This is a genomic window from Rhodococcus cercidiphylli (assembly GCF_033042225.1).
Classification (GTDB): domain Bacteria; phylum Actinomycetota; class Actinomycetes; order Mycobacteriales; family Mycobacteriaceae; genus Rhodococcoides.
Window position 1 is genome coordinate 162,417 of sequence record NZ_JAWLKE010000007.1, and the last position, 25,652, is coordinate 188,068.

Annotated in this window: 23 protein-coding genes; 13 read left to right on the forward strand and 10 right to left on the reverse strand. The window is 66.2% G+C overall.

What is annotated here, in order from left to right:
* Nucleotide 1 precedes the first annotated feature (1 nt).
* The 6 genes from R3P95_RS19035 to R3P95_RS19060 are packed head-to-tail and all read left to right on the forward strand — an operon-like array spanning nt 2 to nt 7,524.
* A complete protein-coding gene (locus tag R3P95_RS19035; RefSeq protein ID WP_082898670.1) occupies nt 2-85 on the forward strand; it encodes a potassium-transporting ATPase subunit F in 84 nt (27 codons plus the stop codon).
* Between the two features lie 7 nt (nt 86-92).
* Nucleotides 93-1,757, forward strand: a complete 1,665-nt coding sequence (gene kdpA, locus R3P95_RS19040; protein WP_317549161.1) for a potassium-transporting ATPase subunit KdpA — start codon at nt 93-95, stop codon at nt 1,755-1,757.
* Nucleotides 1,754-3,754 carry a potassium-transporting ATPase subunit KdpB gene (kdpB, locus tag R3P95_RS19045; RefSeq protein WP_094670695.1) on the forward strand — a complete coding sequence of 667 codons (2,001 nt, stop codon included), beginning with the start codon at nt 1,754-1,756 and terminating at the stop codon, nt 3,752-3,754. The genes kdpA and kdpB overlap by 4 nt, the downstream gene beginning before the upstream one ends.
* 2 nt (nt 3,755-3,756) lie before the next feature.
* Nucleotides 3,757-4,413, forward strand: a complete 657-nt coding sequence (locus tag R3P95_RS19050) for a potassium-transporting ATPase subunit C (protein ID WP_317549162.1) — start codon at nt 3,757-3,759, stop codon at nt 4,411-4,413.
* Nucleotides 4,397-6,850, forward strand: coding sequence for a sensor histidine kinase KdpD (locus tag R3P95_RS19055; RefSeq protein WP_317549163.1), 2,454 nt, complete (start codon nt 4,397-4,399; stop codon nt 6,848-6,850). Before R3P95_RS19050 ends, R3P95_RS19055 begins: the two co-directional genes overlap by 17 nt.
* The gene (locus R3P95_RS19060; RefSeq protein ID WP_300514710.1) at nt 6,847-7,524 is read left to right on the forward strand and encodes a response regulator; all 678 of its coding nucleotides are present in this window, start codon (nt 6,847-6,849) and stop codon (nt 7,522-7,524) included. The genes R3P95_RS19055 and R3P95_RS19060 overlap by 4 nt, the downstream gene beginning before the upstream one ends.
* Nucleotides 7,525-7,536: 12 nt before the next feature.
* Here the strand turns inward: R3P95_RS19060 and ggt are convergent, their stop codons facing one another.
* The 3 genes from ggt to R3P95_RS19075 all read right to left on the reverse strand — a co-directional run bounded on the left by ggt (nt 7,537) and on the right by R3P95_RS19075 (nt 12,862).
* Nucleotides 7,537-9,459: a gamma-glutamyltransferase gene (ggt, locus tag R3P95_RS19065; protein ID WP_394855445.1), complete on the reverse strand. Its 1,923-nt coding sequence runs from the start codon at nt 9,457-9,459 to the stop codon at nt 7,537-7,539.
* Between the two features lie 30 nt (nt 9,460-9,489).
* The gene (locus tag R3P95_RS19070; protein WP_317549165.1) at nt 9,490-11,721 is read right to left on the reverse strand and encodes a putative bifunctional diguanylate cyclase/phosphodiesterase; all 2,232 of its coding nucleotides are present in this window, start codon (nt 11,719-11,721) and stop codon (nt 9,490-9,492) included.
* Between the two features lie 166 nt (nt 11,722-11,887).
* Entirely contained in the window at nt 11,888-12,862 is a 975-nt protein-coding gene (locus R3P95_RS19075) for an NAD(P)/FAD-dependent oxidoreductase (RefSeq protein WP_149406787.1), read from the reverse strand.
* A 237-nt stretch (nt 12,863-13,099) separates the two neighbouring features.
* Between R3P95_RS19075 and R3P95_RS19080 the strand changes: the two genes are divergently transcribed.
* Nucleotides 13,100-13,342, forward strand: coding sequence for a hypothetical protein (locus R3P95_RS19080; RefSeq protein WP_317549166.1), 243 nt, complete (start codon nt 13,100-13,102; stop codon nt 13,340-13,342).
* On the opposite strand, the gene R3P95_RS19085 is transcribed toward R3P95_RS19080, so the two are convergent.
* Complete coding sequence (locus tag R3P95_RS19085; RefSeq protein WP_300514699.1) at nt 13,339-13,494, reverse strand: hypothetical protein; 156 nt, start codon at nt 13,492-13,494, stop codon at nt 13,339-13,341. The two genes, R3P95_RS19080 and R3P95_RS19085, sit on opposite strands and share 4 nt — an antisense overlap.
* A 254-nt stretch (nt 13,495-13,748) precedes the next feature.
* Between R3P95_RS19085 and R3P95_RS19090 the strand changes: the two genes are divergently transcribed.
* Together R3P95_RS19090 and R3P95_RS19095 are read left to right on the forward strand one after the other, a co-directional pair.
* Nucleotides 13,749-14,639 carry an SGNH/GDSL hydrolase family protein gene (locus R3P95_RS19090; protein ID WP_317549167.1) on the forward strand — a complete coding sequence of 297 codons (891 nt, stop codon included), beginning with the start codon at nt 13,749-13,751 and terminating at the stop codon, nt 14,637-14,639.
* Nucleotides 14,640-14,702: 63 nt separating this feature from the next.
* Nucleotides 14,703-15,344 carry a LysE family translocator gene (locus R3P95_RS19095; protein WP_317549168.1) on the forward strand — a complete coding sequence of 214 codons (642 nt, stop codon included), beginning with the start codon at nt 14,703-14,705 and terminating at the stop codon, nt 15,342-15,344.
* On the opposite strand, the gene atzF is transcribed toward R3P95_RS19095, so the two are convergent.
* From atzF to R3P95_RS19120, 5 genes are read right to left on the reverse strand one after another with little or no spacing between them, the layout of a single operon-like run.
* On the reverse strand, nt 15,269-17,029 hold the full coding sequence (gene atzF, locus R3P95_RS19100) for an allophanate hydrolase (protein ID WP_317549169.1): 1,761 nt from the start codon (nt 17,027-17,029) through the stop codon (nt 15,269-15,271). The genes R3P95_RS19095 and atzF overlap by 76 nt on opposite strands.
* Nucleotides 17,019-19,031, reverse strand: coding sequence for a 5-oxoprolinase/urea amidolyase family protein (locus R3P95_RS19105; protein WP_317549170.1), 2,013 nt, complete (start codon nt 19,029-19,031; stop codon nt 17,019-17,021). The genes atzF and R3P95_RS19105 overlap by 11 nt, the downstream gene beginning before the upstream one ends.
* Nucleotides 19,028-19,669, reverse strand: coding sequence for an urea amidolyase associated protein UAAP2 (locus R3P95_RS19110; RefSeq protein ID WP_149406791.1), 642 nt, complete (start codon nt 19,667-19,669; stop codon nt 19,028-19,030). The genes R3P95_RS19105 and R3P95_RS19110 overlap by 4 nt, the downstream gene beginning before the upstream one ends.
* Nucleotides 19,666-20,454, reverse strand: coding sequence for an urea amidolyase associated protein UAAP1 (locus R3P95_RS19115; RefSeq protein WP_317549171.1), 789 nt, complete (start codon nt 20,452-20,454; stop codon nt 19,666-19,668). The genes R3P95_RS19110 and R3P95_RS19115 overlap by 4 nt, the downstream gene beginning before the upstream one ends.
* A gap of 6 nt (nt 20,455-20,460) precedes the next feature.
* Nucleotides 20,461-22,008 carry an amino acid permease gene (locus tag R3P95_RS19120; protein WP_068049473.1) on the reverse strand — a complete coding sequence of 516 codons (1,548 nt, stop codon included), beginning with the start codon at nt 22,006-22,008 and terminating at the stop codon, nt 20,461-20,463.
* 188 nt (nt 22,009-22,196) lie between these two features.
* On the opposite strand from R3P95_RS19120, the gene R3P95_RS19125 reads away from it, so the two are divergent.
* Genes R3P95_RS19125 through R3P95_RS19140 form a run of 4 tightly spaced genes read left to right on the forward strand, consistent with a single transcriptional unit; the run spans nt 22,197 to nt 24,849 of the window.
* The gene (locus R3P95_RS19125) at nt 22,197-22,898 is read left to right on the forward strand and encodes a TetR/AcrR family transcriptional regulator (protein ID WP_283347180.1); all 702 of its coding nucleotides are present in this window, start codon (nt 22,197-22,199) and stop codon (nt 22,896-22,898) included.
* Nucleotides 22,895-23,560, forward strand: coding sequence for an SDR family NAD(P)-dependent oxidoreductase (locus tag R3P95_RS19130; RefSeq protein WP_317549172.1), 666 nt, complete (start codon nt 22,895-22,897; stop codon nt 23,558-23,560). The genes R3P95_RS19125 and R3P95_RS19130 overlap by 4 nt, the downstream gene beginning before the upstream one ends.
* Before the next feature lie 31 nt (nt 23,561-23,591).
* Nucleotides 23,592-24,032, forward strand: coding sequence for a cupin domain-containing protein (locus R3P95_RS19135; protein WP_317549173.1), 441 nt, complete (start codon nt 23,592-23,594; stop codon nt 24,030-24,032).
* On the forward strand, nt 24,025-24,849 hold the full coding sequence (locus R3P95_RS19140) for a spermidine synthase (RefSeq protein WP_317549174.1): 825 nt from the start codon (nt 24,025-24,027) through the stop codon (nt 24,847-24,849). Before R3P95_RS19135 ends, R3P95_RS19140 begins: the two co-directional genes overlap by 8 nt.
* 12 nt (nt 24,850-24,861) lie before the next feature.
* Here R3P95_RS19140 and R3P95_RS19145 read toward each other — a convergent pair whose 3' ends face one another.
* Nucleotides 24,862-25,638 carry an IclR family transcriptional regulator gene (locus R3P95_RS19145; protein WP_317549175.1) on the reverse strand — a complete coding sequence of 259 codons (777 nt, stop codon included), beginning with the start codon at nt 25,636-25,638 and terminating at the stop codon, nt 24,862-24,864.
* Nucleotides 25,639-25,652: the final 14 nt, after the last annotated feature.

The following is a 25,652-nucleotide window of genomic DNA, read 5'->3' on the forward strand; positions in this document are numbered from 1 at the left end:
AATGACCGAATTGCTCTGTCTCGTGGTTGCCGCATGTGTTGCGGTGTACCTGTTCGTCGCTCTCCTCGATCCGGAGAGGTTCTGACGCCGCCATGAATCCTGCTCTTGTCGCGGGCCTGCAGATCGCGGTGGTGATCGTCGTGCTGGCTGCGGCGTACGTACCGCTCGGCGATTACATGGCCCGAGTGTTCGACTCGTCCCACGACACGCGCGTCGAGCGTCTGCTCTATCGGGTGGCTCGGGTGAACTCCGCCTCGGAACAGACGTGGGTGGGTTATTCCACCAGTCTGCTGGGGTTCTCGTTCGCCGGCGTCGTGTTCCTGTTCGTACTGCAGCGAATTCAGGGTGTGCTGCCGCTGAACGGGGGCCTGTCCGGGGTCAGCCCGGCGATGGCGTTCAACACCGCCGCGTCGTTCGTCACCAACACCAACTGGCAGTCGTACGTCCCCGAGACCACGCTGTCGAACCTGACGCAGCCGCTGGGCCTCGCGGTGCAGAACTTCGTCTCTGCCGCAGTCGGTCTCGCGGTTGCGATCGCCGTCATCCGTGGCTTCGTGCGTGTCTCCACCGGCGGTGAGCTCGGCAACTTCTGGGTCGATCTCACTCGCGGGACACTGCGCATTCTGTTGCCGCTGGCGCTGCTGGTGGCCGTGATCATGCTGACTCAGGGCACCATCATGTCGTTCTCGACCGGATTCACCTCCACCGGACTGGATGGGCAGACGGTCACCAATGCGCTTGCGCCCGTTGCCTCTCAGGAGGCGATCAAGGAGATCGGCACCAACGGCGGCGGCATCCTCGCAGCCAACTCGGCGCATCCGTTCGAGAACCCGACCCCGCTGACCAACATCGTCCAGATCATCTCGTTGCTGTTGATCCCGGTCGCGCTCACCCGCACGTTCGGCACCATGGTCGGCAACCGCAAGCAGGGCCTGACGCTGCTGGCGGTCATGGCCACGCTCTGGGCCACGCTGCTCGCGGTCACGCTGTTCGCCGAGTCCGGAACCCGTGGCGTCGCAGCAACCGCCGCGGGCGCGATGATGGAAGGCAAGGAAGTCCGCTTCGGCATTCCGGCGTCGGCGTTGTTCGCCGTGTCTACCACCGGAACATCCACCGGCGCAGTCAATTCCGCCCACGACAGTATGTCTGCACTCGGTGGCGGAACAGTACTGCTGAACATGCTGTTCGGCGAGATCGCGCCAGGCGGCGTCGGCACCGGCCTGTACGGATTGCTCGTGCTCGCGGTCATCGCCGTGTTCGTCGGTGGCCTGCTCGTCGGCCGCACTCCGGAATTCCTCGGCAAGAAGCTGGGTCGACGCGCCATCACGATGGCCGCGCTGTCGGTACTGGTGATGCCAATCCTCGTGCTCGTCGGCACGTCCATCACCGTGATTCTCGAATCGACGACGAGCTATCAGGGCAATCCCGGTATCCACGGCTTCACCGAGATGCTCTACGCCTACTCGTCGGCCTCCAACAACAACGGCAGCGCTTTCGGTGGACTGACGGTGACCAGCGACTGGTTCCAGATCTCCCTCGGTGTCGCGATGCTGCTCGGCCGCTTCCTGCCGATCGTCTTCGTGCTGGCATTGGCCGGATCGCTGGCGACCACCAAACGCAGCGCACCCAACGCAGGCACGCTCCCCACCGACGGGCCGCTGTTCGGCACATTGCTGATCGGCACCGCGATTCTCGTCGCCGCCCTCACGTTCTTCCCCGCACTTGCTCTCGGACCCATAGCAGAGGCCATGCAATGAACCTGTCACTGAGAACGGCCGTCCCCGGCGCGTTCCGCAAACTCGACCCGAGGCACCTGGCCCGCAACCCGGTCATGTTCGTCGTCTTTCTCGGCTCCATCGTCACCACCATCCTCTCGATCGCCCAGCCGTCGGTGTTCGCCTGGTTCGTCACCGGATGGCTGTGGTTCACGGTGCTGTTCGCCAACCTCGCCGAATCCGTTGCCGAGGGCCGCGGCAAGGCCCAGGCCGCCAGCCTGCGAAAGGTCAAGCAGGACACTGTTGCCCGACGTCGCACCGCATCCGGAGTGGAAGAGGTCGCCGGTGCCGAATTGCTAGTCGGCGACGAGGTGATCGTCTCGGCAGGTGAGGTCATACCCGGTGACGGCGACGTCATCGAGGGCATCGCCACCGTCGACGAGTCGGCGATCACCGGAGAATCGGCTCCCGTGGTGCGCGAGTCCGGCGGCGACCGATCGGCGGTGACCGGCGGAACCATCGTGCTCTCGGACGAGATCGTCGTGAAAATCACTGCAGCGCAGGGTGAGACGTTCGTCGATCGAATGATCGCACTCGTCGAGGGCGCGGCTCGGCAGAAGACGCCGAACGAGATCGCCCTGAACATCCTGCTCGCGTCCCTGACGATCGTCTTCCTCTTCGCCGTCGTCGCCATCGGTCCGATGTCGAACTACGCAGGGCAGCAGCAGGATCCGATCCAGCTGATCGCACTGTTGGTCTGTCTGATCCCCACCACGATCGGCGCGCTGCTTTCGGCGATCGGCATCGCGGGCATGGACCGACTGGTGCAACGCAACGTGCTCGCGATGTCCGGACGCGCAGTGGAGGCGGCAGGCGACATCGACACGTTGCTGATGGACAAGACCGGCACCATCACGTTCGGTAATCGCCGTGCGACCGGACTGCACCCGGCCACAGGCGTCGACGCCGTCGAACTGGCTCGGGCAGCCCGACTGTCCTCACTCGCCGACGGCACCCCCGAGGGCCGCAGCATCGTCGAACTGGTCGAGCGTGACTTCGAATCTTCGATGGCAGAGGGCGAATCCGAGCGCGGCGAGTTCGTGGCCTTCACGGCGCAAACTCGGATGAGTGGGTTGGACCTACCGGGCATGGAGATTCGCAAGGGTGCAGCGGATTCGGTCTACAGCTGGATTCGTGAGGGCGGCGGCACGGCGGATCTCGACGCCACCGTCCACGACATCGCCCAGAACGGCGGTACGCCGCTGGTGGTGGCGGTACGCGAGACCGGTTCTGCTGCTCGTGCTCTCGGTGTCGTGGAGCTCTCCGACGTGGTCAAGCCGGGCATCGCCGAGCGGTTCGCACAGCTGCGCGCCATGGGAATTCGGACGGTCATGGTGACCGGCGACAATCCGCTCACCGCCAAGGCCATCGCCGCCGAGGCCGGGGTCGACGATTACCTCGCCGAGGCGACGCCCGAGGACAAGCTCACGCTGATCCGGCAGGAACAGGAGGGCGGCAGGCTGGTCGCGATGACCGGCGACGGGACCAACGACGCCCCGGCTCTCGCGCAGGCCGACGTCGGTGTCGCGATGAACACCGGCACCTCGGCCGCCAAGGAAGCCGGCAACATGGTCGACCTCGATTCCGACCCGACCAAGTTGATCGAGATCGTCGAGATCGGCAAGCAGCTCCTCATCACCCGCGGTGCGCTGACGACGTTCTCGCTGGCCAACGATCTGGCGAAGTACTTCGCGATTCTGCCGGCGATGTTCTCCACCGTCTATCCGCAGCTCGGTGGGCTCAACATCATGCGTCTGGCGACGCCGGAATCGGCGATCCTGTCTGCGGTGATCTTCAATGCACTGGTGATCGTCGCGCTGATCCCGTTGGCGCTCAAAGGTGTTCGCTACACCCCGGCGTCGGCGGCAGCGCTGCTGCGCCGGAACTTGCTGGTGTACGGCGTCGGCGGCGTCATCAGCCCGTTCGTCGGCATCTGGCTCATCGACCTCCTCGTTCGACACATTCCAGGGATTGGCTGATCATGCGCTTCGTACAGGGATTTCTTCGCCAGGTCGTGGCCGGCTTCGCAGTGCTGCTGGCATTGACGGTCGTTCTCGGCATCGGCTACCCGGCCGTGGTCTGGGGCATCAGCCGTATCGGGACCGACTCCGCCGAGGGTTCGCCGCTGCGCGACGCTCGGGGCTGCGTCGTCGGAAGCTCGTTGATCGGCGTCGACCCGCAGGTGGCTCCGGGAGAGCCGGATCCGTTCTTCCACACCCGCGTCACCGGGTCGGTGTCCGACGACGACGCGTTCGCTCCGGGGGATCCGGCCGCGGCCCTGCCGACCAACCAGGGGCCGTCGAGCGAGGTACTGGCGTCGTTCGTCGAGCAGCGCCGCGCTGCCATCGCGGCCCGGGAGAACGTCGATCCGGCTGCGGTACCGGCCGATGCCGTCACCGGGTCCGGTTCGGGGATCGATCCCGACATCAGCCCCGCCTACGCGGCCATCCAGATCGCGCGAGTGGCTCAGGCCAACGGGACGTCGGTGAGCGACGTCGATGCTCTGGTCGCGGAGTACACGCACGGGCCGCAGTACGGTGTACTCGGTGCCGAAGCGGTGAACGTTCCGGAGTTGAACCTGGCACTACGGGACACATACCGGCCGGGTGAGGAGACAGGCTGTGGCGGACAGGGGTGAGCTGCGGATCTACCTCGGCGCAGCGCCCGGCGTCGGCAAGACCTTCGCCATGCTCGGCGAGGCGCATCGACTGCGCAGCCGGGGCTGCGACGTCGTGGCGGCGGTCGTCGAGACACACGGCCGAGCGCGAACGATCGACGCGCTCGACGGCATCGAAGTGTTGCCGATGGCGACCGTCGAGTACCGCGGGTCCTCGGCGCAGGAACTCGATCTCGACGCCGTCCTGGCCCGAAAGCCGCAAGTGGTGCTCGTCGACGAACTGGCGCACACCAACACCCCCGGCAGCGTGCACGGCAAGCGGTGGCAGGACGTCGAAGTGCTGCTCGACGCAGGCATCGACGTCATCTCCACCCTCAACGTCCAGCATCTCGAATCGCTCAACGACGTGGTGCAGCAGATCACCGGGGTGCCGCAGCGAGAGACCGTGCCCGACAGCGTCGTTCGAGCCGCTGACGAGGTCGAGTTGGTCGACATCACCCCCGAGGCGCTGCGCAGCAGATTGCGGCACGGCAACGTCTACGCCGCCGAGAAGGTCGACGCCGCACTGAGCAACTACTTCCGCGGCGGTAACCTCACCGCCCTGCGCGAGCTCGCGCTGCTGTGGATCGCCGATCAGGTCGACGCGGCACTGGTGAAGTACCGCAAGGACAATCGCATCACCGACACGTGGGAGGCCCGCGAGCGCGTGGTGGTGGCGGTGACCGGTGGCCCGGAATCGGAGACGCTGCTGCGCCGCGCCAGTCGCATCGCCTCGAAGTCCAGTGCCGAGCTGATGGTGCTGCACATCGTCCGCGGCGACGGGCTCATGGGTGTCTCGGCGCCGCAGATGGGTTCGGTGCGCAAGCTGGCCGCCGGGCTGGGTGCCAGCGTGCACAGTGTCGTCGGCGACGACGTGCCGACGACGCTGCTCGACTTCGCCCGCGGGGTGAATGCGACGCAGCTGGTGATCGGCACCTCGAGACGGTCACGTGCCGCCCGCATCCTCGACGAGGGCATCGGCGCGGCTGTGGTGCAGAACTCGGGAAAGATCGACGTACACATGGTCACCCACGCCGAGCAGGCCACCCGCAGGGGCATGCAGGTCGATTCGGGTCGTCGACGGATCATCGCGTGGGTCGCCGCCGTCCTGGTGCCGTGCCTGGCCGCGGCCGTACTGAGCACGGTCGGACCGGACTTCGACTCCAGCGGTGAGAGCGCCCTGTTCTTCATGGTGGTGCTCTGTGTCGCGCTGCTGGGAGGGGTTGCGCCGGCAGCACTCTCGGCATTGATCGCGGGCTTCCTGCTCAACTACTTCTTCACCACACCCCGGTACAGCCTGACGATCGCCGAGCCCGACAACTTCGTCGTCACCGTCGTGCTGCTCCTCGTCGCCGTTGCCGTCGCCGCCCTCGTCGACGCCGCCGCCCGGCGGACGCGTCAGGCACGCCGGGCCACCCAGGAAGCCGAGCTGCTGACGCTGTTCGCCGGATCGGTACTCCGCGGAGCGGATCTGACCGCACTCCTCGAACGCGCCCGTGAGACCTATCGGCAGACAGGCGTTGCGCTGTGGGACAACCAGTCCGGATCCATCGTGGGCAGCGCAGGTGCGCAGGCCCCGGTCGATCGAGCCGCAGCCGACACCGAGGTCGACGCCGGTGACTTCACGTTGCTGCTCGTCGGCGAACGTACCCGCGCGCACGATCGGCGGGTACTCGCAGCGGTGGCCAACCAGGCGGCCGGCATGGTTCGTCAGGCGCGCCTCGCCGAGGAAGCCAGCCGAGCCAACGCGCTCGCCGAGGCCGACGCGTTGCGTCGAGCATTGCTCTCCGCCGTCAGCCACGATCTGCGGACGCCACTGTCGGCGGTCAAAGCGGCGTCCTCGTCGCTGCGCAGCACCGACGTGCAATTCTCGCCCGAGGACACCGACGAATTGCTCGCCACCATCGACGAATCGGCCGATCAGCTGACCGCGTTGGTGAGCAATCTGCTCGATTCCTCGCGGCTGCAAGCGGGCGTGGTTCAGCCGAGCCTGCGACCCGTTTACGTCGACGACGTGTTGGCCGGCGCATTGATCGGAGCCGACGATCGGGTTCGAGTGGACGTGGGCGATGTCGAAGTGCTGGCGGACCCGGGTCTGCTCGAGCGGGTGCTGGCGAACCTGGTGCACAACAGTGCCCGCTACGCACCCACCGGCGACATCATCGTCAGTGCGGCGGTGCACGGCGAGTGGGCGAGTATCTCCGTCGCCGACCACGGCCCCGGCATCACCGAGGGAGCCGAGGAGACGATGTTCGACGCGTTCCAGCGCCTCGGGGATCGCGACAACTCGGTGGGCGTCGGGCTCGGGTTGTCGGTGGTGCGGGGATTCGTGCGGGCGATGGGCGGTACCGTCACGGCATCGAACACAGTGGGCGGCGGGCTGACGATGACGGTCGAGTTGAAGGCGGCGAGTAGGTGAAGGTGCGGGTGCTCGTCGTCGACGACGAGCCGCAGATCGTGCGGGCGCTGCGGATCAACCTCAATGTCCGTGGGTTCGAGGTGGTCAGCGCGGCGAGTGGCGGCGAGGCGCTGCGGGTGGCCGCGAACTTCCACCCGGACATCGTGATTCTCGACCTCGGGTTGCCCGACATCGACGGAATCGACGTCATCGCCGGTCTGCGCGGCTGGACCGACGTACCGATCCTGGTGCTCTCGGCTCGCACCGATTCGGCCGATACCGTCGAGGCGTTGGACGCCGGTGCCGACGACTTCGTCACCAAGCCCTTCGGCATGGACGAGTTGCTGGCCCGATTGCGCGCCGCGCTGCGCCGTGGACCGCACTCCGTCGCCGACCCCGTTGTCGTCACCGAGGACTTCACCGTCGATCTCGCCGCCAAAACCGTTGTACGGCAGGGCGAGAACGTGCACCTGACCCGCACCGAATGGGGGGTTCTCGAACTGCTGGTGCGCAACGAGGGCAAGCTGGTGTCGCAGAAGGACATACTGCGTACCGTGTGGGGACCCGGGCACGAGCGTGAAACACATTATCTGCGAATCTATCTCGGCCAACTGCGGCAGAAGCTCGAACGAGATCCGGCCTCCCCGGTGCATCTGATCACCGAAACCGGTATGGGCTACCGGTTCGTGAGTTAACCGCGCTCGCACCTATCCACCGAGTACCTCACCCTCGCGGCGTGGGTCCGCTCCACCGATCCAACCGCCGTCGGTTCGTTGCAGCGCACTCAGTCCGCTGGACTGGTCGGCGACCGACACCTGGTGGCCCATCTCGCGGAGCTGCACGACCACCGGATCGTTCTCGCCCATCACGTTCGGGTGCTCACCGCCGTAGTTGGTCGACGGGGTGTTGGCCGCACCGAAGTCGACCATCGACACCGCCTGCTGCGGATCCATGCCCCAATCGAGCAGTCCCACCAGTGTTTTGACGACGAACTGGATGATCACCGAACCGCCGGGAGAGCCGGCGACGAGCGTCAGATCTCCGCGCGTGCCGTCGTCGTTTCGGTCGAAGACCAGGGTCGGTGCCATCGAACTGCGAGGACGCTTCCCCGGCTCGACGCGATTGGCGACCGGCGTACCGTCCTCGGCCACCGGCGATGCCGAGAAGTCGGTGAGCTGATTGTTGAGCAGGAAGCCGTCGACCATGTGGAACGAGCCGAAAGCCGATTCGACGGTCGTCGTCATCGAGGCTGCATTGCCCTGGCTGTCGACGACGGAGATGTGGCTGGTGCCGAACTCGGGATCGGTGGACGAGGCGAACTGCACCGGGCCGAAGTCGCCCGGCTGCGCTGTGCCCATGGATCTGCCCTCGTCGATCAGTCCCGCTCGCTCACTGAGGTATTCGGGATCGAGCAGTGCATCGGGGGATCCGCCGGGCAGTGGTACGAAGTCCGGATCGGCGACGTACTTGTCGCGGTCGGCGTAGGCCAAGCGCTCGGCCTCGGCGATCAGGTGCACGCCCTCGGCCGTCGGGGTTCCGCCGTTGGCGTCCATTCCCGTCGGGGCGTACTGCGCGAGATCGAAATTCGACAAAATTCCCATCGCCGACGCCACCGCGATACCGCCCGAGGACGGGCCGGGCATACCGCAGATGTCGTGGTCGCGATACTCGGTGCAGACGGCCGTGCGGGTCTTGGGCTCGTACGCGGCGAGATCCTCCAGCGTGATCTGTCCGGGGGTACGGCCGGCGGTGGTGTCCGCGGTGGCGTCGACGATGGCCTGCGCGATGTCACCGGTGTAGAAGGCGTCTGCACCGTCGGTTGCGATGGCGGAGAGCGTCTTCGACATCGCCGGGTTGTTCAGCACCGTCCCGGCAGGCTTGCCGGTGCCGTCCGGCTGCAGGAAGTACTCCTTGGACGCGGGGTCGAGGGCGAGCTTCGGTGCCGAGTCGGCAATGGACGATGCCATGCGCGGGCTGATCTCGATTCCGTTGTCGGCGAGACCGATTGCGGGGTCGAACAGCTCACCCCACTGCTTGGTGCCGTGATCGTCGTGGGCTTGCTCGAGCATCCGGAGCACCCCGGGGACGCCGATCGATCGGCCGCTCGAACGGGCATCGGGTTGCGGCAGAGTGCGATCGACGTCGTCGATGTATCGCAGGTAGTCGCCGGTCGCACTCATCGGGGCGGTCTCGCGGCCGTCGTAGCTCTGTACTTCACCGGTGGCCGCGTCGTAGTACATCAGGAAGGCCCCGCCCCCGATGCCGGAGGACTGCGGCTCGACGAGGCCGAGCACCGTCTGCGCCACGATCAGCGCGTCGGCCGCGGTGCCACCGTCACGCAGGACCGCGCACGCGGCCTCGGTGGAGACCGGGTTGGCCGTCGAGACGGAGTACGAGGCCGTCTCCACCGGAGCCATGTCGGATCGATACCCGGTCGCCACTTCGGGATTGGTGGAGATGTCACCCGAACTCGCACTCGGCGTCCCCTCTACCGGGGTGCCGCCGCTGGCACCGAGAACACAGCTGTTCTCGGTTGCAGGGTCGGGATCGGTGCTCTCGCTGCTACTGCACGCGGCGAGCGGCACCAGCAGTAGGGCACACGCAAGGACAGTCGAGCGGTGCACTCCGATTACAGACACCGCCCGACGCTAACACCCGGCTCACCTGCCGGCACGGGTCTCGGCAGATTCGAGAAGCCAATGCGCGACAGGTGCCGGTCTACCGAACAGAAAGCCCTGCGCGAAGCGGCATTCGAGAGCCTCGATGATCGCGGCCTGCTCCTCGGTCTCGACGCCCTCGGCCACCGTGGCCACCGGCAGCGCCGACGCCATGGCGACGATCGCGCGAATCAGCTGCGTGTCGGATTCCGAAGTGCCGATCTGGTGGACGAACGACTTGTCGATCTTGAGCAGTGCGATCGGCATCGCGCGCAGCCTGCTCAACGAGGAGTAGCCGATACCGAAGTCGTCGAGAACGATGAGCACACCCATCGCGGCGAGTCGGTCGAGAACGCTTTTCGCCGTACCCATGTCGTCGATCAGCACGCTCTCGGTGATCTCGAGGGCCAGATCTGCTCCGTCGAGGCCGTACGTGTCGAGCAGTCGCGCGACGATCACCGGCAACGAATCGTCACGCAACTGCATCGGGGACACGTTCACCGACATGGTGACGTCCTGCCCGTTGGAACGCAGTGTCACCAGATCCGACATCGCAGTGCGCAGCACCCATTCGCCGATTTCCTTGATGAGGTTGGTCGATTCGGCAATCGGGATGAACTCGTTGGGGGTACGCACTCGCCCCTGCCAGTTCCAGCGCAGGAGTGCCTCGTAGACGACGGTGGTGCGTGAGGTGGTCTTGATGATCGGCTGGTAGTACACCTCGAGCTCGCCGCGTCTGATCGCGCCGCGCAGCGCGGTGGCGGTCTCGATCGCGGATGTCGCTCGGGCCCGCAGGGATTCGTCGAAGAACGCGTAGCGCGCCGCGCCGAGAGATTTCGCGTGATACATCGCGGTGTCGGCTTCGCGGATGGCGTCGTGCAGTCGGTCCGCGTCTGCGATTCCCACCGAGGCCGTGACGTATGCCGTTGCGGCGCTCAGAGGGAACGGCTCGTTCGTCCGATCGATGATGCGGCGGGCCAACGCTTCTGCTCCGCCGCGATCGCGGCGGGTCAACACGACGAACTCGTCACCGGCGTACCTGACCACGGTGTCGGCGGCACCGACGGCGGCGCGGATGCGTCGCGCTGCGGCCACGATGAGTTCGTCACCGACGCGGTGGCCGTACGAGTCGTTGACCATCTTGAAGTTGTCGAGGTCGACGAACAGGACGCACGTGCGCCCCGGAGTCTGGGTGCGCTCGAGCCGGGTGAATTCCTCGTCGAGCATCGTGCGGTTCGGTAGGCCGGTCAACAGATCGTGAGCGGCCAGGTATTTCGCGTGCTCCTCGCCGACCTGCACTCGGGTCAGTGCGCGTTCGCCGCGCAGGAAGGCCCCCACCAGGATCGAGGCGAGCAACAGGGACCGCACGATCAGATCTCCGGTGGACACGGCCGAGCCCAGCAGTGGGACTGTGGCGCAGACGACCAGCAGCGTCACCACGAACACGACGCGGCGGCTGCTGTGCGCCGGTGCAGGAGTCTGCCGCTGGGAGACGGTGCGCATCGACGGATCCAGGGCGGCCATCGCCAGGGCGAGATACGCGAACAGGTAGATGCCGTCGAGCAATCCCGAGGACGGCGCGTCGTCGGTGGTGGCCGCGAAGGCGTACGAGATGTCGCCGACGAGTGTCGCGACGAGTGCTACCAGAGCCCACTGCAGCGCTGGGGTACGGGGTTTGGACGAGAACAGCAGGTAGGTGGTCAGGGTGATCAGTGCCGCGTCGATCGCCGGATACAGCCCGTTGAACACCGTCGATGCCGACGAACGGGGAGATCCGAGGGCCGGAGAGATGAACAGCAACCACGACAGGAACAGGGTGCCGAGGAAGATCAGGCCGGCGTCGACGAGCGGAGTGATGTCGTCGATCGACCGGCGATCTCGAATCCACCGAGACAGTGCGTACCCGACGAGTGCGTACCCGGTCAGGGTGAACAGATCCGGTAGCAGCGGAAAAGAATGGTTCAGAGCGGTGGGATCGCTGCGGAGCGAGACCCCGAACATGAACAGCACCGAGGCACCGAACAGTGCCCACCAGCATCGAGAGTCGTCGGGACGGTATCTACGGATCGCGGCGCTGATGGCCAGTACCGATCCGACTGCGACGGTGGCCAGCACACCGGCCCGCACTCCGGCGTCGCCGAGAACGAAGACGGTGCCCGCGACGACGACCACGGCACCCAGACCGACGGTTCGTACGGTGTGCATGGCGAAGGGCGCAGCGACCTTCGTATTCATCGAAGGACCTACTTCCTTCTCGCTCGTAGCGTTCGCGTGCCTGTTCGCGGCGCCTCCATGGGTGAATATACGTCTTTGCGCAGCGCACACGGGGCCGAAGACGACCCGGAGCCCGGAGAAGCTCAACAGATGTTGTGACAGCGCACAGGCGCCAGTCTCCGGGCATTCAGGAGGCGATGGCCTTCGCCTGTTCGACGGCGAGGCGAACCTCCTCCTCGATCAGGTCACCGTTGATCGCCGCGCCTGCCTTGACTCCGGCCGCGGACGCCGCCACGACGGTGTCCATCGGTGCAGACACGTTGCCCGCAACCCACACGCCGGGCACGGATGTGGCACCGACGGGGTCGGCCTCGACGTACGTGCCGAGAACATGGTCGTTCATGACCATCTCGGTCGTGGCCAGCCCCAGCGACAACAGGACGTCTGCGCGGGAGGTGAAGTTGGGTCCGACGACCAACGCGTCGAGCCGGATCTGTGTGCCGCTCGCGAGTGTCACTCCGACGATCGCGTCGCCCTCGACATCGACCCGAGCGATCTCCCCGTCGACGACCTCGATGCCACGTGCGGCAAGTCGCTCGCGTTCTTGGGTGGCCGATTGTGTTGCCGTGTGCGCGAACACCGTGACGTGCTCGGTGAGCTGACGCCACATCTGTGCCTGATGTCCGATCATGGCGCTGCCGATGATGCCGATCCTGCGATCGCGTACCTCCCAGCCGTGGCAGTACGGGCAGTGCAGTACGTCGCGCCCCCACCGATCGGCGAGGCCGGGGATGTCGGGCAGTACATCGGTGAGGCCGGTGGTGACCAGGAGGCGGCGGCCGCGGACGACGGAACCGTCGGCGAGAGTCACCTCGAACCCGGCTTCGGTTCGACTCGCGGACGTCGCGACACCCTCGACGATGCGTGCGCCGTAGTGGAGCGCCTCGTCTCGGCCGAGGCGAACCAGCTCGAGAGGCGACTCGCCGTCGCGGGTGAGGTAGTTGTGTGAATGCGCTGCCGGAGCGTTGCGGGGATCGCCCGCGTCGATGATCGCGACGGATCGTCGGGAACGGCCGAGGGCCACGGCGGCGCTGAGTCCGGCGACTCCGCCGCCGACGATGATCGCGTCGACCGGAGTGTGTCGATCGGTGTCTGTAGTCATGGGGAGAGTGTCCGACACGGACAGGAAGTTGGCAATAAATCTTGCCAGGGCAGCAAATAATCGAAGAGGAAAATACCCCGGGACGGCGTTGGTGGCCGTAAACGGGCGAATTACCGAATTGTGATCGTGCCGACTGGCATCGAGGCTGTCAGCGGGCGAAATAAGCGCGGATCTACCGCTTGAACAGGCCGTTCACTCGAGGTCTACTGGTCGGTAAGAATCGAGCCGGGGGGGCGTATGGGGCATTTCGAGATCGGCGAGACCGTGATCACGGTACGCAATCTGGGGCACCTACGGTGGCGCAGCGGGATACCGAGGGGCACCGTGGGAATCGTCGTCGGAGTCGACTGGCTCGGTGACGCTCGCGTGAGCTTCACCGTCGGCGATTCGATGCGCACCCGAGGTGAGACGGTGGAGCACATCGTCGCCGACGGCGACGTCCGCACGTTGCGGGCCGCGCCCCGCCGTCTGATCGGTTAGTTGCTGTCGGTTCGCTCGTCGTCGGTCGCGGGACCGGTTTCGATCGCTCCGCCTTCGCTCGACCAATCGTTGTCTTCTGCAGCCGCGGCCGGATCGGACGTCACGTCCTTCTCGGCGTCGGGGGTCTTCGAGTCGTTGTTGTGGGTAGTCATGATGCCGGACTACCCGCGCGGTGGAAGAAGCAATCGTCGGCCACCGCGCGGGTAAGTATGCGGTGGTCTCTACAGCCCGAAGGGCAGCGTTCCCGGTGCCAGCTCGAAGCCGCTGCTGCCAGCGGAGATGGAGCCGAAGCCGCTGAGGATCTGGTTGATGAACGCGGTGATCATGAAAATTCCTCTGTTCGATGCGATGGACGTCTGTCCTGGACAACCCGGTCGAGATTACCGGCATCTGTAGCGTCGAAGCTGTGAGGAGCCAGGGAATTCTCGTCGGTCTTGCTGTGTCCGCCTGCGTACTGGCGGGCTGTTCGTCGGACTCTTCGGTGTCGGAAGCGCCTGCTCGGTCGTCGGACGCGTCCGTTCCGCTGAATTACGTCGCGCTGGGTGACTCGGCCGCATCGGGCCCGCGGATCCCCGATCAGGTCGGCGCACCGGGATGTCAGCAGTCCGATTCCAACTATCCGCACGTACTCGCCGAGGACTTGGCAGTCGGCTCGTTCGTCGACGTCACCTGCTCTGGTGCGGTCACCGAGAACATCGTCTCCACTGCGCAGGGAACATCCAGCGGCGAGGTGCCCGTGCAACTCGATGCGCTGAGCGCCGACACCGATCTGGTGACCGTCACGATCGGCGGCAACGACATCGGCCTGGTGTCGACGGCCGTGGGCTGCCTGACCTTCACGGCGTCGTCGGCCACCAACGTCTGCAAGGACCGTCTCACCGCGGGGGGCGTCGACTCCGTGGCCGCGGCCATCGAGGACGCTGCACCGAGCTGGGGAGCGATGCTCGACGCGGTGGCCGACCGTGCGCCCGACGCGCGGATTCTGGTGGTCGGTTACGGCACCTATCTGCCCGACGGTGGCTGCTTCCCCACGCAACCGATGCTGCCGGCGGACGCTGACTACATCCAGGGCAGCATCACCGCCATGAACGAGGCACTGAAGCAGCAGGCGGACGAACACGGTGCAGAGTTCGTCGACACCGAGGCGCTGAGTGTCGGCCACGACGTGTGCGTGGCTGCCGATCAGCGGTACTTCGAGGGGGTCGTCCCGCAGAATCCTGCGGCACCCCTGCATCCGACGGCGGCGGGAATGGCGGCGATCGGTGCCGCGGTGGCCTCGGCAGTGCGTGCCGGATAAGGGAACCACGACACCGTAACTGGCTCTTCTCCTGCAGGCCGGTAGACGTGAAGTCTTGACCGCATGGTCTCGTACTCCGCAGTTCTCGGTGTGTTCGCAGTGGCTCTCGCGTTGGTTCTGACGCCGGGGCCGAACATGATCTACCTTGTCTCGCGCAGCATTTCGCAGGGCCGACGGGCGGGACTGGTATCGCTGGCCGGCGTCGCGATCGGATTCCTGATCTATCTGACGGCCACCAATCTCGGCCTGGCCGCGGTGTTCACGGCCGTGCCCGCCCTGTACACGGCAGTCAAGCTCGCCGGCGCGGCCTACCTAGCCTGGTTGGCGGTGCAGGCCGTGCGCGGGACGGTGTCCGCATTCGAACCGACCGAGCTGCAACAGGATTCGAACCGCCGGCTGTTCACGATGGGCTTGGTGACCAACCTGCTGAATCCGAAGATCGCGATCATGTACATCTCGGTCATCCCGCAGTTCGTCGACCCTGCAGCGGGACACATTCTGCTGCAGGGATTCACGCTCGGCGGGGTGCAGATCGCCGTGGCCGTAGCGGTCAACCTGGCGATCGTGGTGCTCGCCGGATCGATCGCGCAGTTCCTCGCCGTTCGCCCGACATGGCTGCGGGTGCAGCGCTACGTCATGGGCACGGTGCTCGGGCTGCTCGCGGTGCGAGTGGCGACCGATGGGGGCAAACCGGTCCCGGCGTGAGCTCTGTACGCGCGCCAGCCGCCGAATTCGGTGATGTCGGTTCCCGCCTCGGCCGCGTCATGCGCACAGCAGAATCCGGTGACCCAGCGACCGTCGGACAATTCGACCGGACCCAGACCCATCGGTGACGGGAGCCCGGCGAGGAAGGTCCCGAGCGCCGCAGCGGACATGCGATAGAGCTCTCCGGAGATGGGAGCGCCGTCGCCTGCCCGCCGTATCAGGCCGGGTTTGGGCGGGGTGGTGTGCAAATCCACCAGCCGGTAGTCCGCCGTGGTCGTCACCTCGCCGCTGAATCGCGCACCGCGATCGGTCAACTGGTGATGCACCGGAAAACCGCGCAGATGTGCGCCGACGGCCAGTACCTCGATGCCGTCGTCGATCAACGACGGTGACTCGATTCCGCTCAACTGTGCGGCCAGGTCGATTGCGATCTGATCCTCGAACGCGGGTACGACGACCATGACCCCGAACGGAGTGCCGTCCGCCGTCGGAGCTCCGGGAACGGCGACTGCGGCCATGTCGAGCAGGTTGCAGAAGTTGGTGAACGTACCCAGTCGCCGGTTGATGCTCATCGGATCCGACTGCACGGCTGCAATAGTGGGATGTTCGGTGGTGGTGGGTAACAGCAGGCCGTCGAACTCGCTGAGGAGCGTGCGGGCTGCTGTCTTCGCTCGTGCCAGGACATCGAGATCATCCACGTATCGGTGCGCGGACGGCCCTGCTGCCGAGCGGACGATCGCGGCCACCGTGGGATCGGCACCGGCGGGCGCGGTGTCGAGGAACTCCCCGACGGCCGAATAGCGCTGCGCCACAATCGCTCCGTCGTACAGCAGTGTCGCCGCGTCGAGCAGCGCCGAGATGTCCACCTCGGCGTGGGACATGCCCTTGTCGGCCAGGCCGGCGATCGTCTCCTCGAATGCCCGACGGTACGCCGGGCTGAGCGACGTCAGATCCTCACCTCGTGGGACGGCCACACGGGGCTGCGGGGATGCGGCCAGTCGGACGTCGGCGGGCCAGGCCCGGCTGCGGGAATCGGTGGCAGTCGGACCGGCCATGACTTTCATGGCCGCAGTGGCACCGGCGAGATCACGGGCGAGAACGGTGACGCAGTCGTAGTCGGCGCAGGCGGGAACGACACCGGTGTTCGGCACGATGCCCAGTGAGGTCTTGATGCCCACGATTCCGTGGAAGGCTGCGGGTACTCGACCCGATCCTGCTGTGTCGGTGCCGATTCCGATGTCCGCGATGCCCAGTGCCACCGCAACGGCGGACCCGGAACTCGAGCCTCCCGAGACCAGCGTTGGATTCCAGGCGCACCGCACCGCGCCGTAGGGGCTGCGAGTGCCGACCAATCCGGTGGCGAACTGGTCGAGGTTGGTCTTGCCCAGTATCAGTGCGCCCTGGCTGGTCAGTCGCTCGATGGCGACAGCAGAGGCCGAAGGGGTGTAGGCGAACTCGGGGCAGGCCGCGGTGGTGTGCAGACCGGCCACGTCGATGTTGTCCTTGACCGCGACCAGTGTGCCGGCGAGCGGTAGATCGGCACCGGCCGCGAGCGCCTCCTCGAGGGCGACTGCCTCGGCCAGCACGTCGTTCTCGTCACGCAGGGTGATCCAGACCTCGGGCCGATCCACCTCGGCGATTCGCTTGTAGGCCTGCAGAACTCGCTCTCGCACTTCAGGCTGCATCGGTCTTGCCCTTCGTCGTATCGAATTCGCCTGCTGCCGACCACGCATCGCGCTCGGCACCGAAGGCAACGGCTTGCGTCGCGCGGAACTCGGCGATGGAGTCCGCGTTGGTCTCGAGGAAGGTCTCGTGCTCGGCCAGCGAGAATTCACCGTCGGTGATGTCCACGCCGCCGCCGCGGCCGGCTGCCAGATCTGCGCGCAGATCCATCAGTTCCTCGGGTTCGACCGAGTACCAGGAGATTCGGTCGAAGAACCGGAGCAACCACGGGGTGCCCTCCTCGAATGGGCCGTCACTGTAGGCGGCGCTGTGGTTCCACACCTGCGTGGTTCGACCCACGAACTGGTATCCGCCTGGACCCTCCATGCCGTAGATGCACAGGTATGCCCCACCGATGCCGACGGCGTTCTCCGGCGTCCAGGTTCGCGCCGGGTTGTACTTGGTTGTCACCAGGCGGTGTCGCGGATCGAGTGGTGTCGCCACCGGAGCGCCCAGATAGACGTCACCGAGTCCGAGCACCATGTAGTCGGCGGCGAAGACGGTGTCGAACACGTCTGCCACCGAGTCGAGTCCGTTCATGCGCCGAATGAACTCGATGTTCCAGGGGCACCACGGAGCGTCGGCGCGCACACCGTGCATGTATCTCTGGATCGCTTCCCGGGTCGAGGGGTCGTCCCACGAGAGCGGGAGCCGAACCCGGCGGCTGGGAACCACGAGCTCCGAGGCCGCGGGAAGATCGTCCTCGACCTCGGACAGCAGACCCATCAACGAATCGATGGACAGCACATCGGGATTCACCTTCACCTGCAACGAGCGGATGCCCGGGGTCAGGTCCACCAACCCGCGCGGGGCGAGTGCCTCGACGCGCTGGTGCAGGGCGTGGACTCGCGCACGCAGGGCCAGGTCGAGTTTCATGTCGCCGTACTCGACGAGGACGTTGTCGTCTCCCGAGCGCCGGTAGGTGACGCACGTGTCGGCGTCGCGTCGAGCGAGGACGCCGTCGTCCCCGTCGCCGCCGGCGGAGAACACTGCAGGCAGAGAAGCGCGCCGAGCGAGTCTCAGTGATCCCAACGGCGCGGTGGCCGCGGCTCGCACCGGTACAAAGCGGATGGTGTCCCCGGGGCGGAGCTGGCCGAGCTTCCACCGCTCGGCGGCGACAACGGTGACGGGGCAGACGAATCCGCCCAGACTCGGGCCGTCCGGTCCGAGCAGGATCGGGGTGTCGCCGGTGAAGTCCAGTGCGCCGACGCTGTAGGCGTTGTCGTGAATGTTGGACGGGTGCAGTCCGGCTTCGCCGCCGTCGGTCCTGGCCCACTGCGGCTTCGGCCCGATGAGCCGGACCCCGGTGCGATCGGAGTTGAAGTGCACCTCGTAGCGGGTGGCGTAGAGGGTGTCGATGTCCTCGCGGGTGAAGAACTCCGGCGCGCCGTGGGGGCCCTCGGTGACGGCGATGTCCCAGTTCGACGTCAGCACCGGCAGGTGTTCCATCGGTATCGGACCGAGGATCTCGGAGTTGTCCGAGCGTCCGGCCAGGCCGATGACGTCGCCCTCGCCGAGGGTGCCGCCGCGATGTCCGCCGAACTTACCGAGAGTGAACGTTGCTGCGCTGCCGAGATAGTCGTCGACGTCGAGGCTGCCCTGGATCAGAACGTAGACCCGTAGCCCGTGCCCGGTGGTGGTGCCGACATCGAGGGTGGCGCCGGCGGGAACCAGCACCGGCTTCCACTGCGCGGCCGATCGGCCGTCGATGCGCACCGGTACCGCTGCACCGGTGACGCAGACGTAGGTGTCGGCGTCGAACGTCAATGCCGGCCCGGCCATGGTGGATTCGAGACCCGGGGCACCCTCGGGATTGCCGAGCGCGACGTTGCCGAGCCGGAACGACAGGTCGTCCATCGGCCCCGACGGCGGTACGCCCACCTTCCAGTACCCGATGCGACCCGGCCAGTCCTGCACGGTGGTGATCATGCCGGGTCGCTGGACGGTCATCTTGGTCGCGTTCATGCTCGACCGCCCGGCTCTCGCGTCACGATCATCCGCACCGCGGTGGGGTCGAATCCGTTGCAGGGGTTGTTGATCTGCGGGCAGTTGGACACCAGGACCAGCGTGTCGATCTCGGCACGCAAGGAGAGCTTCTTGCCGGGAGCCGACAGACCGTCGACGATGCCGAGCGTGCCGTCGGCGTCGACGGGGACGTTCATGAAGAAGTTGATGTTGGGCACCAGGTCCCGTTTGCCGAGTCCCCACTTGGATCCCTCGATGAGGAAGTTCTCGACGCACGCGTGCTGATGCTGGGTGTGGTGGCCGTAGCGCAGAGTGTTCGATTCCTTGGAGCACGCACCGCCGACGGTGTCGTGGTTGCCGACCTCGTCGTCGACGATCGTCATGATCGGTGTCGAATCATCGCTGCGCAGAACGGTTCCGGTGGTCAGGAACAGGTTCTGCTGAGCGGTGACGGTGGCGGGGGCGGAGTAACGGATCGAGTGATCGTGCGCGCCGTACATCAGGGTGTCGACGGCTTGATTGCCGTACAGATCGACGATCGTCAGTACGTCACCGGCTTCGACGACGGCGGACCACGGGCCGAATGCGGGGGCGATCTCGTCACGAACGATCGTGGTCTCGAGGGTGCTGGCGGTCATTGCGCTGCCTTCCATGCGTTCTCGGTGTTCTGTACTGCGCGCTGGTATTCCGGTTCGGTGTTGTCGAGGGTGAGTAGTTCCTCGGGTGCTCGCCACGCCAGCACGTCGAGGGCCGTGGTGGGGTACTCGGACCTCGGGTCTAGCGGGTGAGCGGTGTTGGCCAGCAACACGATCACCGGCAGGTGGATCAGCAGATCCACCGACTTGCCCGCTCCCGCCGAGCCGGTGCCGACAAGAGCCCCGTCGGCGTCGACTCTCACGCCGTGAAAGAAGGACAGGGACGGTGCGACGTCGCGTGGTTCCAGTCCGTGCTTCGCCGCGGCCAGGGTGAACAGTTCGCGGCCTGCGGGAGCCGACGAATGTGGTCCGCTGACTCCGTATTTCGCGGTGTTGGTAGCGGTGGAGGTGGTGCCGCACAGGGCGTCGTGGTGGCCGGAGGTGTCGTCGACGATGGTCGCCAGAACGCGCCCCTGATCCGAGAGCAGAGGATGGCCGGCACTCAGATACGCCTGCCACGGCACCTTGACGGTGTCGGCGGTGTTGAGTCGCTCCCACGGGGCGTCGGCGCGGTAGAGCAGCAGATTGGCGCAGGCATCACCGTCGACGTCGACGAGGCGTAGCCGGGTTCCGCGAGCGAGGACCTTGGTGGTGTAGCTGCCGCCGGGGACCGATTCTGCCCAGGTGAGCTCCGAGATGCCCTCCGGTGCAGTGGGTGCCGGTGCGACCGTCGCCTGGGAGCGTGCGTGTTCCTTGGCGGAGTGGGTCGTTGCAGTTGCCGTGGTCATGCTGGTTCAGGCTCCGATCGTGACGGGCTTGGGGTGGGCTTTGCCGCGGGGTAGGCAGGCGATACCTACGACGATCACGGCCAGGACGGTCAGGGGTGCGGCCCAGCGCAGCAGTGGGAATTCGCCGGTGGGGTCGAAGATCTCGGCCCGCGGCCACGACAGGTTGACCACCATCAGGCCGCCGTAGAGAACTGCGGCGATGTTGACCGGCAGGCCGAGGCGTCCGAGGGTGAAGAGCTTCTGGCCGTCGGAGTCGTGCTGCACGCCGCCGTGCGGCCAGCCCTTGAGTCGCTGGATCAGCAGCGGGACGGTGACCATCATGTACGCGAGGTAGATCAGCACGATGCAGACGCTGGAGAGCGTGGTGAAGATCGCGGAGTTGCCGACGTTGACGGCCAGGATCGCCACGCAGGCCAGACCGATCAGGACCGAGGGTGCGATGGGAGTTCCGGTGCGCGAGTTGACCTTCGCGAGAGCCGTCGAGGCGGGCAGGCGTCCGTCGCGGGCCATGGAGAACATCAGCCGCGATGCCGCGGTCTGGATGGCGAGGGTGCAGATGAACACCGCGATGGCGACGTCGACCAGCAGTACCTTGCCCCACGGTGAGGTGAGGATCGAGTCGATGACGTACGGAAGCCCCTGCGTTGCGAGCTGACCGTCGGTGAGGCTCGGTGCGGCCATCAGTGCGCCGACGATCATCAGGCCACCGCCCAGTGCCGATGCGGAGAGAGCCAGACGGATGGTGCGCGGCGCGACGCGTCGGGGATTGCGGGTTTCCTCGGCGAGTTCGCCTGCCGAGCCGAAGCCGACCATGACGTAGGCCGCCATCAGGCCCGAGACGATCCAGGCACCGATGTAGCCGGGATCTGCTCCGGCACTTCCGGTATCGAACACCACCTGTGGTCCGCGCTCGGCGTGGGTGAAGAACACCAGCACCAGCGCGATGACGCCGACGATCTCGCAGGTGACGCCGATGCTGTTGATGCGCGACATCCAGTTCACGCCGATGCAGTTGATCGTGGTGGTGAGCACCAGCAGAATCGAGCCCAGCACAACGGCATTCGCGGCTCCGCTCGGCGAGGTGAGTGCGGTGTCCTCGCCGATCAGCTGGAAGCCGCCCCAGATGCTGGGGAGGACGACCTGCAGTGCGATCGCGGCGGCGGAGGCGGTGACGATCTGCGCGATGATCATGAACCAGCCGGCGAACCACCCGACCAGCTCACCGCCCATACGCCTGGACCAGTGGTAGATCGCGCCCGAGATGGGATAGCGGGCAGCGAGTTCGGCGAAGTTCAGGGCCACCATGAACTGCCCGAGAAACACGAGCGGCCAGGTGAGGAAGAAGGCCGGGCCACCGAAGCTGAAGCCGAGTCCGAAGAGCTGGAAGATGGTGGTGAGAATCGAGACGAACGAGAAGCCGGCGGCGAAGGACGCGTACTTGCCGAGGCTGCGGTGCAGCTGCTGGTCGTAGCCGAGGGAAGCCAGATCGGAATGGTCGGTGGTGGGCGAGGGTTCCGAACCCGAGCCCGGGGCCGGCAGTGTTGTCGAGCTCATGGAAGTCTCCTACGGGCGAGGTGGGTGGTGAGTGACCGCCCGCTGCATCGCCGAGGCGGGTTTCTGTCAGTTGATAGTTTTCGGCACCGCCGTTCCCTGGCGGTGTCCGTCGTGAAACAACCTCGTTTCGTCTATTTCGATCAGATGACAGAAATCTCACCGTCACGTCGACCTGACAAGATGCAGTCATGACCGGAGCAGGCAGGCCAAGGCTGAGCACGAAGAAGCGGCCGGGCGACACCGCTCGCGAGGAAATTCTCGACGCCTCGGCCGAGCTCTTCACCACTCGCGGATTCACCAATACCTCCACCCGCGTCATCGCCGACGCCGTCGGTTTGCGTCAGGCCTCGCTCTATCACCACTTCGCCACCAAGGACGACATACTCGACGCGCTGCTCAGCGGCACGGTCGATGCGCCGCTGGCCGTCGCGCTGCGCATTCGGCAGTCGGGAGCCGAGGCGGCGACCCAGATGTACGCACTGGCCTACTTCGACGCCGGACAGCTCGGTGCGTCCACCTGGAATCTCGGCGCGCTCTATCTACTGCCCGAACTGCGCAGCGAGCGCTTCGAAACCTTCCGCGACCATCGGTACACGCTGATGAGCCTGTATGCGGACATTGCGTCGGACACGTTGGTCCAGCTCGATTCCGAGCGCAGGCCGGGTACCGAGGACCTACCGTTTCGCCTGGTGGAGACCGTGGTGAACGCGCGAGCCGATCGGGAGAACGGCCGCCGGGACGCGACGGCGGACGCGGCCGGAATCGCCGAGGCCGCTCTGCGGGTACTCGGCTGGACCGGGGATCTCACCGCGTTGCATCGGACTGCGGAGGCCCTGCTCGAGACGGTCGTCGGAATAGTCTTCGAGCCTCGGTCCTTGCATTCGACATGACATCGATAGCAATAGTCGGAGCAGGTGCAGGTCTCGGAGCAGCAGTCGCGCGCAAGTTCGGCGCGCAGGGCTTCTCGGTCGGCCTCATCTCTCGTAATCAGTCCCGTGTCGACGCGCTCGCCGATCAGCTCGCTGCCGACGGTATCTCCGCGAAGGGATTCGTCGCCGATGTGCGCGACCCGGCCTCGATCGCGTCGGCGCTGGAGCAGGTCACCGAGACACTCGGTCCCATCGAGGTACTGCAGTACAGCCCGCTGCCGCAGAAGGACTTCATGCGACCCGTGCTCGAGACCACCCCGGCGGACATGGTCGGGCCGGTCGAGTTCTCCATCTATGGACCGATCGCCGCCGTCCACCAGGTGTTGCCGGGCATGCGGTTCCTCGGCGAGAACAAGGGCACGATTCTGTTCGTCAACGGCGGCTCTGCGGTGAAGCCCGGGCGTACGGTCACCGGCACGTCCATCGCGTTCGCAGGCCAAGCCGCCTACGCGCAGCTGCTCAACGAGGAGCTGGCCGGCGAGGGAATCCAGGTGTCGCAGTTGATCATCGGTGGCGCCATCGACGGCAAGGATCCGAAGAAGAGCCCCGAGGCACTCGCCGAGCAGCTGTGGAGTCTGCACACCGAGCGCGACAGGTTCCGGGTTCAGGTCGCCACGGACTGACTGTCTCCATGGACTGACTAGGGTTGCGTGCATGACATCGTTGCCCGACTGGGCCCTGCGCCTCGACCTCGCACCCCACCCCGAGGGTGGTTGGTTCCGGGAGACCTGGCGCAGCGAGGTCACGATTCCACAGACATCTCTGCCCGACGGTTATCCCGGCCCGCGCGCGGCAGGCACGGCAATCCTGTTCCTGCTCATGCCAGGTCAGCAGTCGGCGTGGCACACCGTTCGCGGCACCGAGATGTGGCTGTATCACCGCGGAAGTCCGGTGCAACTCGATCTCGGCGGCGCAGGGGACGAGCCGGGTGAAGTGACTTCGCTGCTGGTCGGGCCGGAATCTCCGCAGCAGATCGTGCCACCATCGGTGTGGCAGCGCGCTCGGCCGGTGGGCAACGAACCGAGCCTGGTCAGATGCACCGTCACCCCGGGATTCGATTTCGAGGACTTCCGACTCGAGGGCCGACGTGGGTAGGAAGCGGGCCTCGGCACCGGCCGGCTCCCTGCAACCCGGAGTGTTCGAAATCGATTCGGGCACCTGTGAATTGGTCCGTGACGCGTTCTCGGACGACGGGTGGGTCGTCAACGTCAACGACGTCCCGAGTTCGCACATCGACATGAACGACCCCACGGTGCTCGAATTCGAGTACATGCGGTGGATCTCGGGACTGGTTCGGGCGCAGTGGGATTCAACGTTTCCTCTGCGTGCGCTGCACCTCGGGGGCGGGGCGTGCACCCTGGCGCGCTCGTTCACCGCGGAATATCCCGGGGCGCGTCAGGTGGTGGTGGAGCTCGACGGCAAGCTTTCGGAACTCGTGCGCGAATGGTTCGACCTGCCACGAGCACCGCTGCTGCGCATCCGCGTCGGCGAAGCTCGGGCGGTCACCGAGACGCTGAACGAGAACAGTCGCGACCTCATCGTGCGAGATGTATTCGCGGGAGCAACAACTCCGGCCCCGCTGCTCACGGCCGAGTTCACCGAGCATGTTCGACGCGTCCTCTCCCCTGGCGGCATGTATGTCGTCAACTGCGGTGACCGCCGGGATCTGTCGCTCGCGAAGCAGGAGGCGTCGACTCTTCGCAGTGTCTTTCCGCACCTCGCGATCGTCGCGGATCCGGCGATGCTCAAGGGCAGGCGCTACGGCAACATCATCATCGCCGGCAGCGATGTGCCGATCGGGGATTCGTCGTCGCTGGCTCGGGAGCTTCTCGGTGGCGCTGTTCCGGCGCACGTGTGGTTGACCGAGGAAGTGCAGTCCTTCGCGCGTGATGCGAAAGTGTTGCGGGATTGAGACGCTGCAACATCAAGACGCTGGGTTGTTGCTCGCGAGGTCTTTCGCCAGTCGCTCGGCGGCCGAGATCAGCAGGGGCACGAACTGCTCGGCCGATTCGAGGGTGACGCGTGCTGTCGGTCCGGCGATCGACATCGCCGTGAGGGTCGGGGCACCGAGTACCGGTACGGCGAAGCAGCGGACGCCGACTTCCTGCTCACCGTCGTCGATGGCATAGCCGCGTTCGCGGATCACCGCGAGGTCTTCGAGCAACGCGTCGAGCGTGGTGATGGTGTTGACGGTGCGGGGAGCCATGCCGAGGCGGCCGACGATCGCTCGGACAGCGTCGTCGTCCAACTGCGAGAGCAGCGCCTTGCCGACGCCGGTGGAATGCGGCAACACGCGCTGACCCACCTCGTTGAACATCCGCATCGCGTGTTCGGACGGGACCTGCGCGACGTACACCGCCATGTCGTCCTCGAGAAACGCCATGTTCGACGTCTCGTGCGTGATCCGGACCAGTTCCGCCAGATACGGCTTGGCCCATCCTCCGATCAACTTCGAGGCGCTGTCGCCCAGACGAATGAGCTTGGTGCCCAGTGCGTATCGGCGGGACGGCAGCCGGCGGACGTAGCCGAGCGAGACGAGGGTTCCGATCAGACGGTGCACCGTCGGCATCGGCAGATCGGTACCCTCGGCCAGTTCGCTGATCCCGATGGATCCGCCCGAGGCAGCCATGATGTCGAGCAGCTCGAACGCACGCTCCACGGACTGCACCCCGCCACCTGCCGCCACAGTCCCACCTCGCATGCTCGTAGCTTCTA

What these genes read in the sequence shown, in the direction of transcription:
- atzF (WP_317549169.1), bottom strand. Translation starts at nt 17,029, where the DNA reads ATGCAGCCTGAAGTGCGAGAGCGAGTTCTGCAGGCCTACAAGCGAATC.
- R3P95_RS19050 (WP_317549162.1), top strand. Translation starts at nt 3,757, where the DNA reads ATGCGCTTCGTACAGGGATTTCTTCGCCAGGTCGTGGCCGGCTTCGCA.
- R3P95_RS19145 (WP_317549175.1), bottom strand. Translation starts at nt 25,638, where the DNA reads ATGCGAGGTGGGACTGTGGCGGCAGGTGGCGGGGTGCAGTCCGTGGAG.
- R3P95_RS19070 (WP_317549165.1), bottom strand. Translation starts at nt 11,721, where the DNA reads ATGAATACGAAGGTCGCTGCGCCCTTCGCCATGCACACCGTACGAACC.
- R3P95_RS19115 (WP_317549171.1), bottom strand. Translation starts at nt 20,454, where the DNA reads ATGACCACGGCAACTGCAACGACCCACTCCGCCAAGGAACACGCACGC.
- kdpB (WP_094670695.1), top strand. Translation starts at nt 1,754, where the DNA reads ATGAACCTGTCACTGAGAACGGCCGTCCCCGGCGCGTTCCGCAAACTC.
- R3P95_RS19125 (WP_283347180.1), top strand. Translation starts at nt 22,197, where the DNA reads ATGACCGGAGCAGGCAGGCCAAGGCTGAGCACGAAGAAGCGGCCGGGC.
- R3P95_RS19095 (WP_317549168.1), top strand. Translation starts at nt 14,703, where the DNA reads ATGGTCTCGTACTCCGCAGTTCTCGGTGTGTTCGCAGTGGCTCTCGCG.
- R3P95_RS19110 (WP_149406791.1), bottom strand. Translation starts at nt 19,669, where the DNA reads ATGACCGCCAGCACCCTCGAGACCACGATCGTTCGTGACGAGATCGCC.
- R3P95_RS19105 (WP_317549170.1), bottom strand. Translation starts at nt 19,031, where the DNA reads ATGAACGCGACCAAGATGACCGTCCAGCGACCCGGCATGATCACCACC.
- R3P95_RS19080 (WP_317549166.1), top strand. Translation starts at nt 13,100, where the DNA reads ATGGGGCATTTCGAGATCGGCGAGACCGTGATCACGGTACGCAATCTG.
- R3P95_RS19130 (WP_317549172.1), top strand. Translation starts at nt 22,895, where the DNA reads ATGACATCGATAGCAATAGTCGGAGCAGGTGCAGGTCTCGGAGCAGCA.
- kdpA (WP_317549161.1), top strand. Translation starts at nt 93, where the DNA reads ATGAATCCTGCTCTTGTCGCGGGCCTGCAGATCGCGGTGGTGATCGTC.
- R3P95_RS19120 (WP_068049473.1), bottom strand. Translation starts at nt 22,008, where the DNA reads ATGAGCTCGACAACACTGCCGGCCCCGGGCTCGGGTTCGGAACCCTCG.
- R3P95_RS19035 (WP_082898670.1), top strand. Translation starts at nt 2, where the DNA reads ATGACCGAATTGCTCTGTCTCGTGGTTGCCGCATGTGTTGCGGTGTAC.
- R3P95_RS19135 (WP_317549173.1), top strand. Translation starts at nt 23,592, where the DNA reads ATGACATCGTTGCCCGACTGGGCCCTGCGCCTCGACCTCGCACCCCAC.
- R3P95_RS19085 (WP_300514699.1), bottom strand. Translation starts at nt 13,494, where the DNA reads ATGACTACCCACAACAACGACTCGAAGACCCCCGACGCCGAGAAGGAC.
- R3P95_RS19075 (WP_149406787.1), bottom strand. Translation starts at nt 12,862, where the DNA reads ATGACTACAGACACCGATCGACACACTCCGGTCGACGCGATCATCGTC.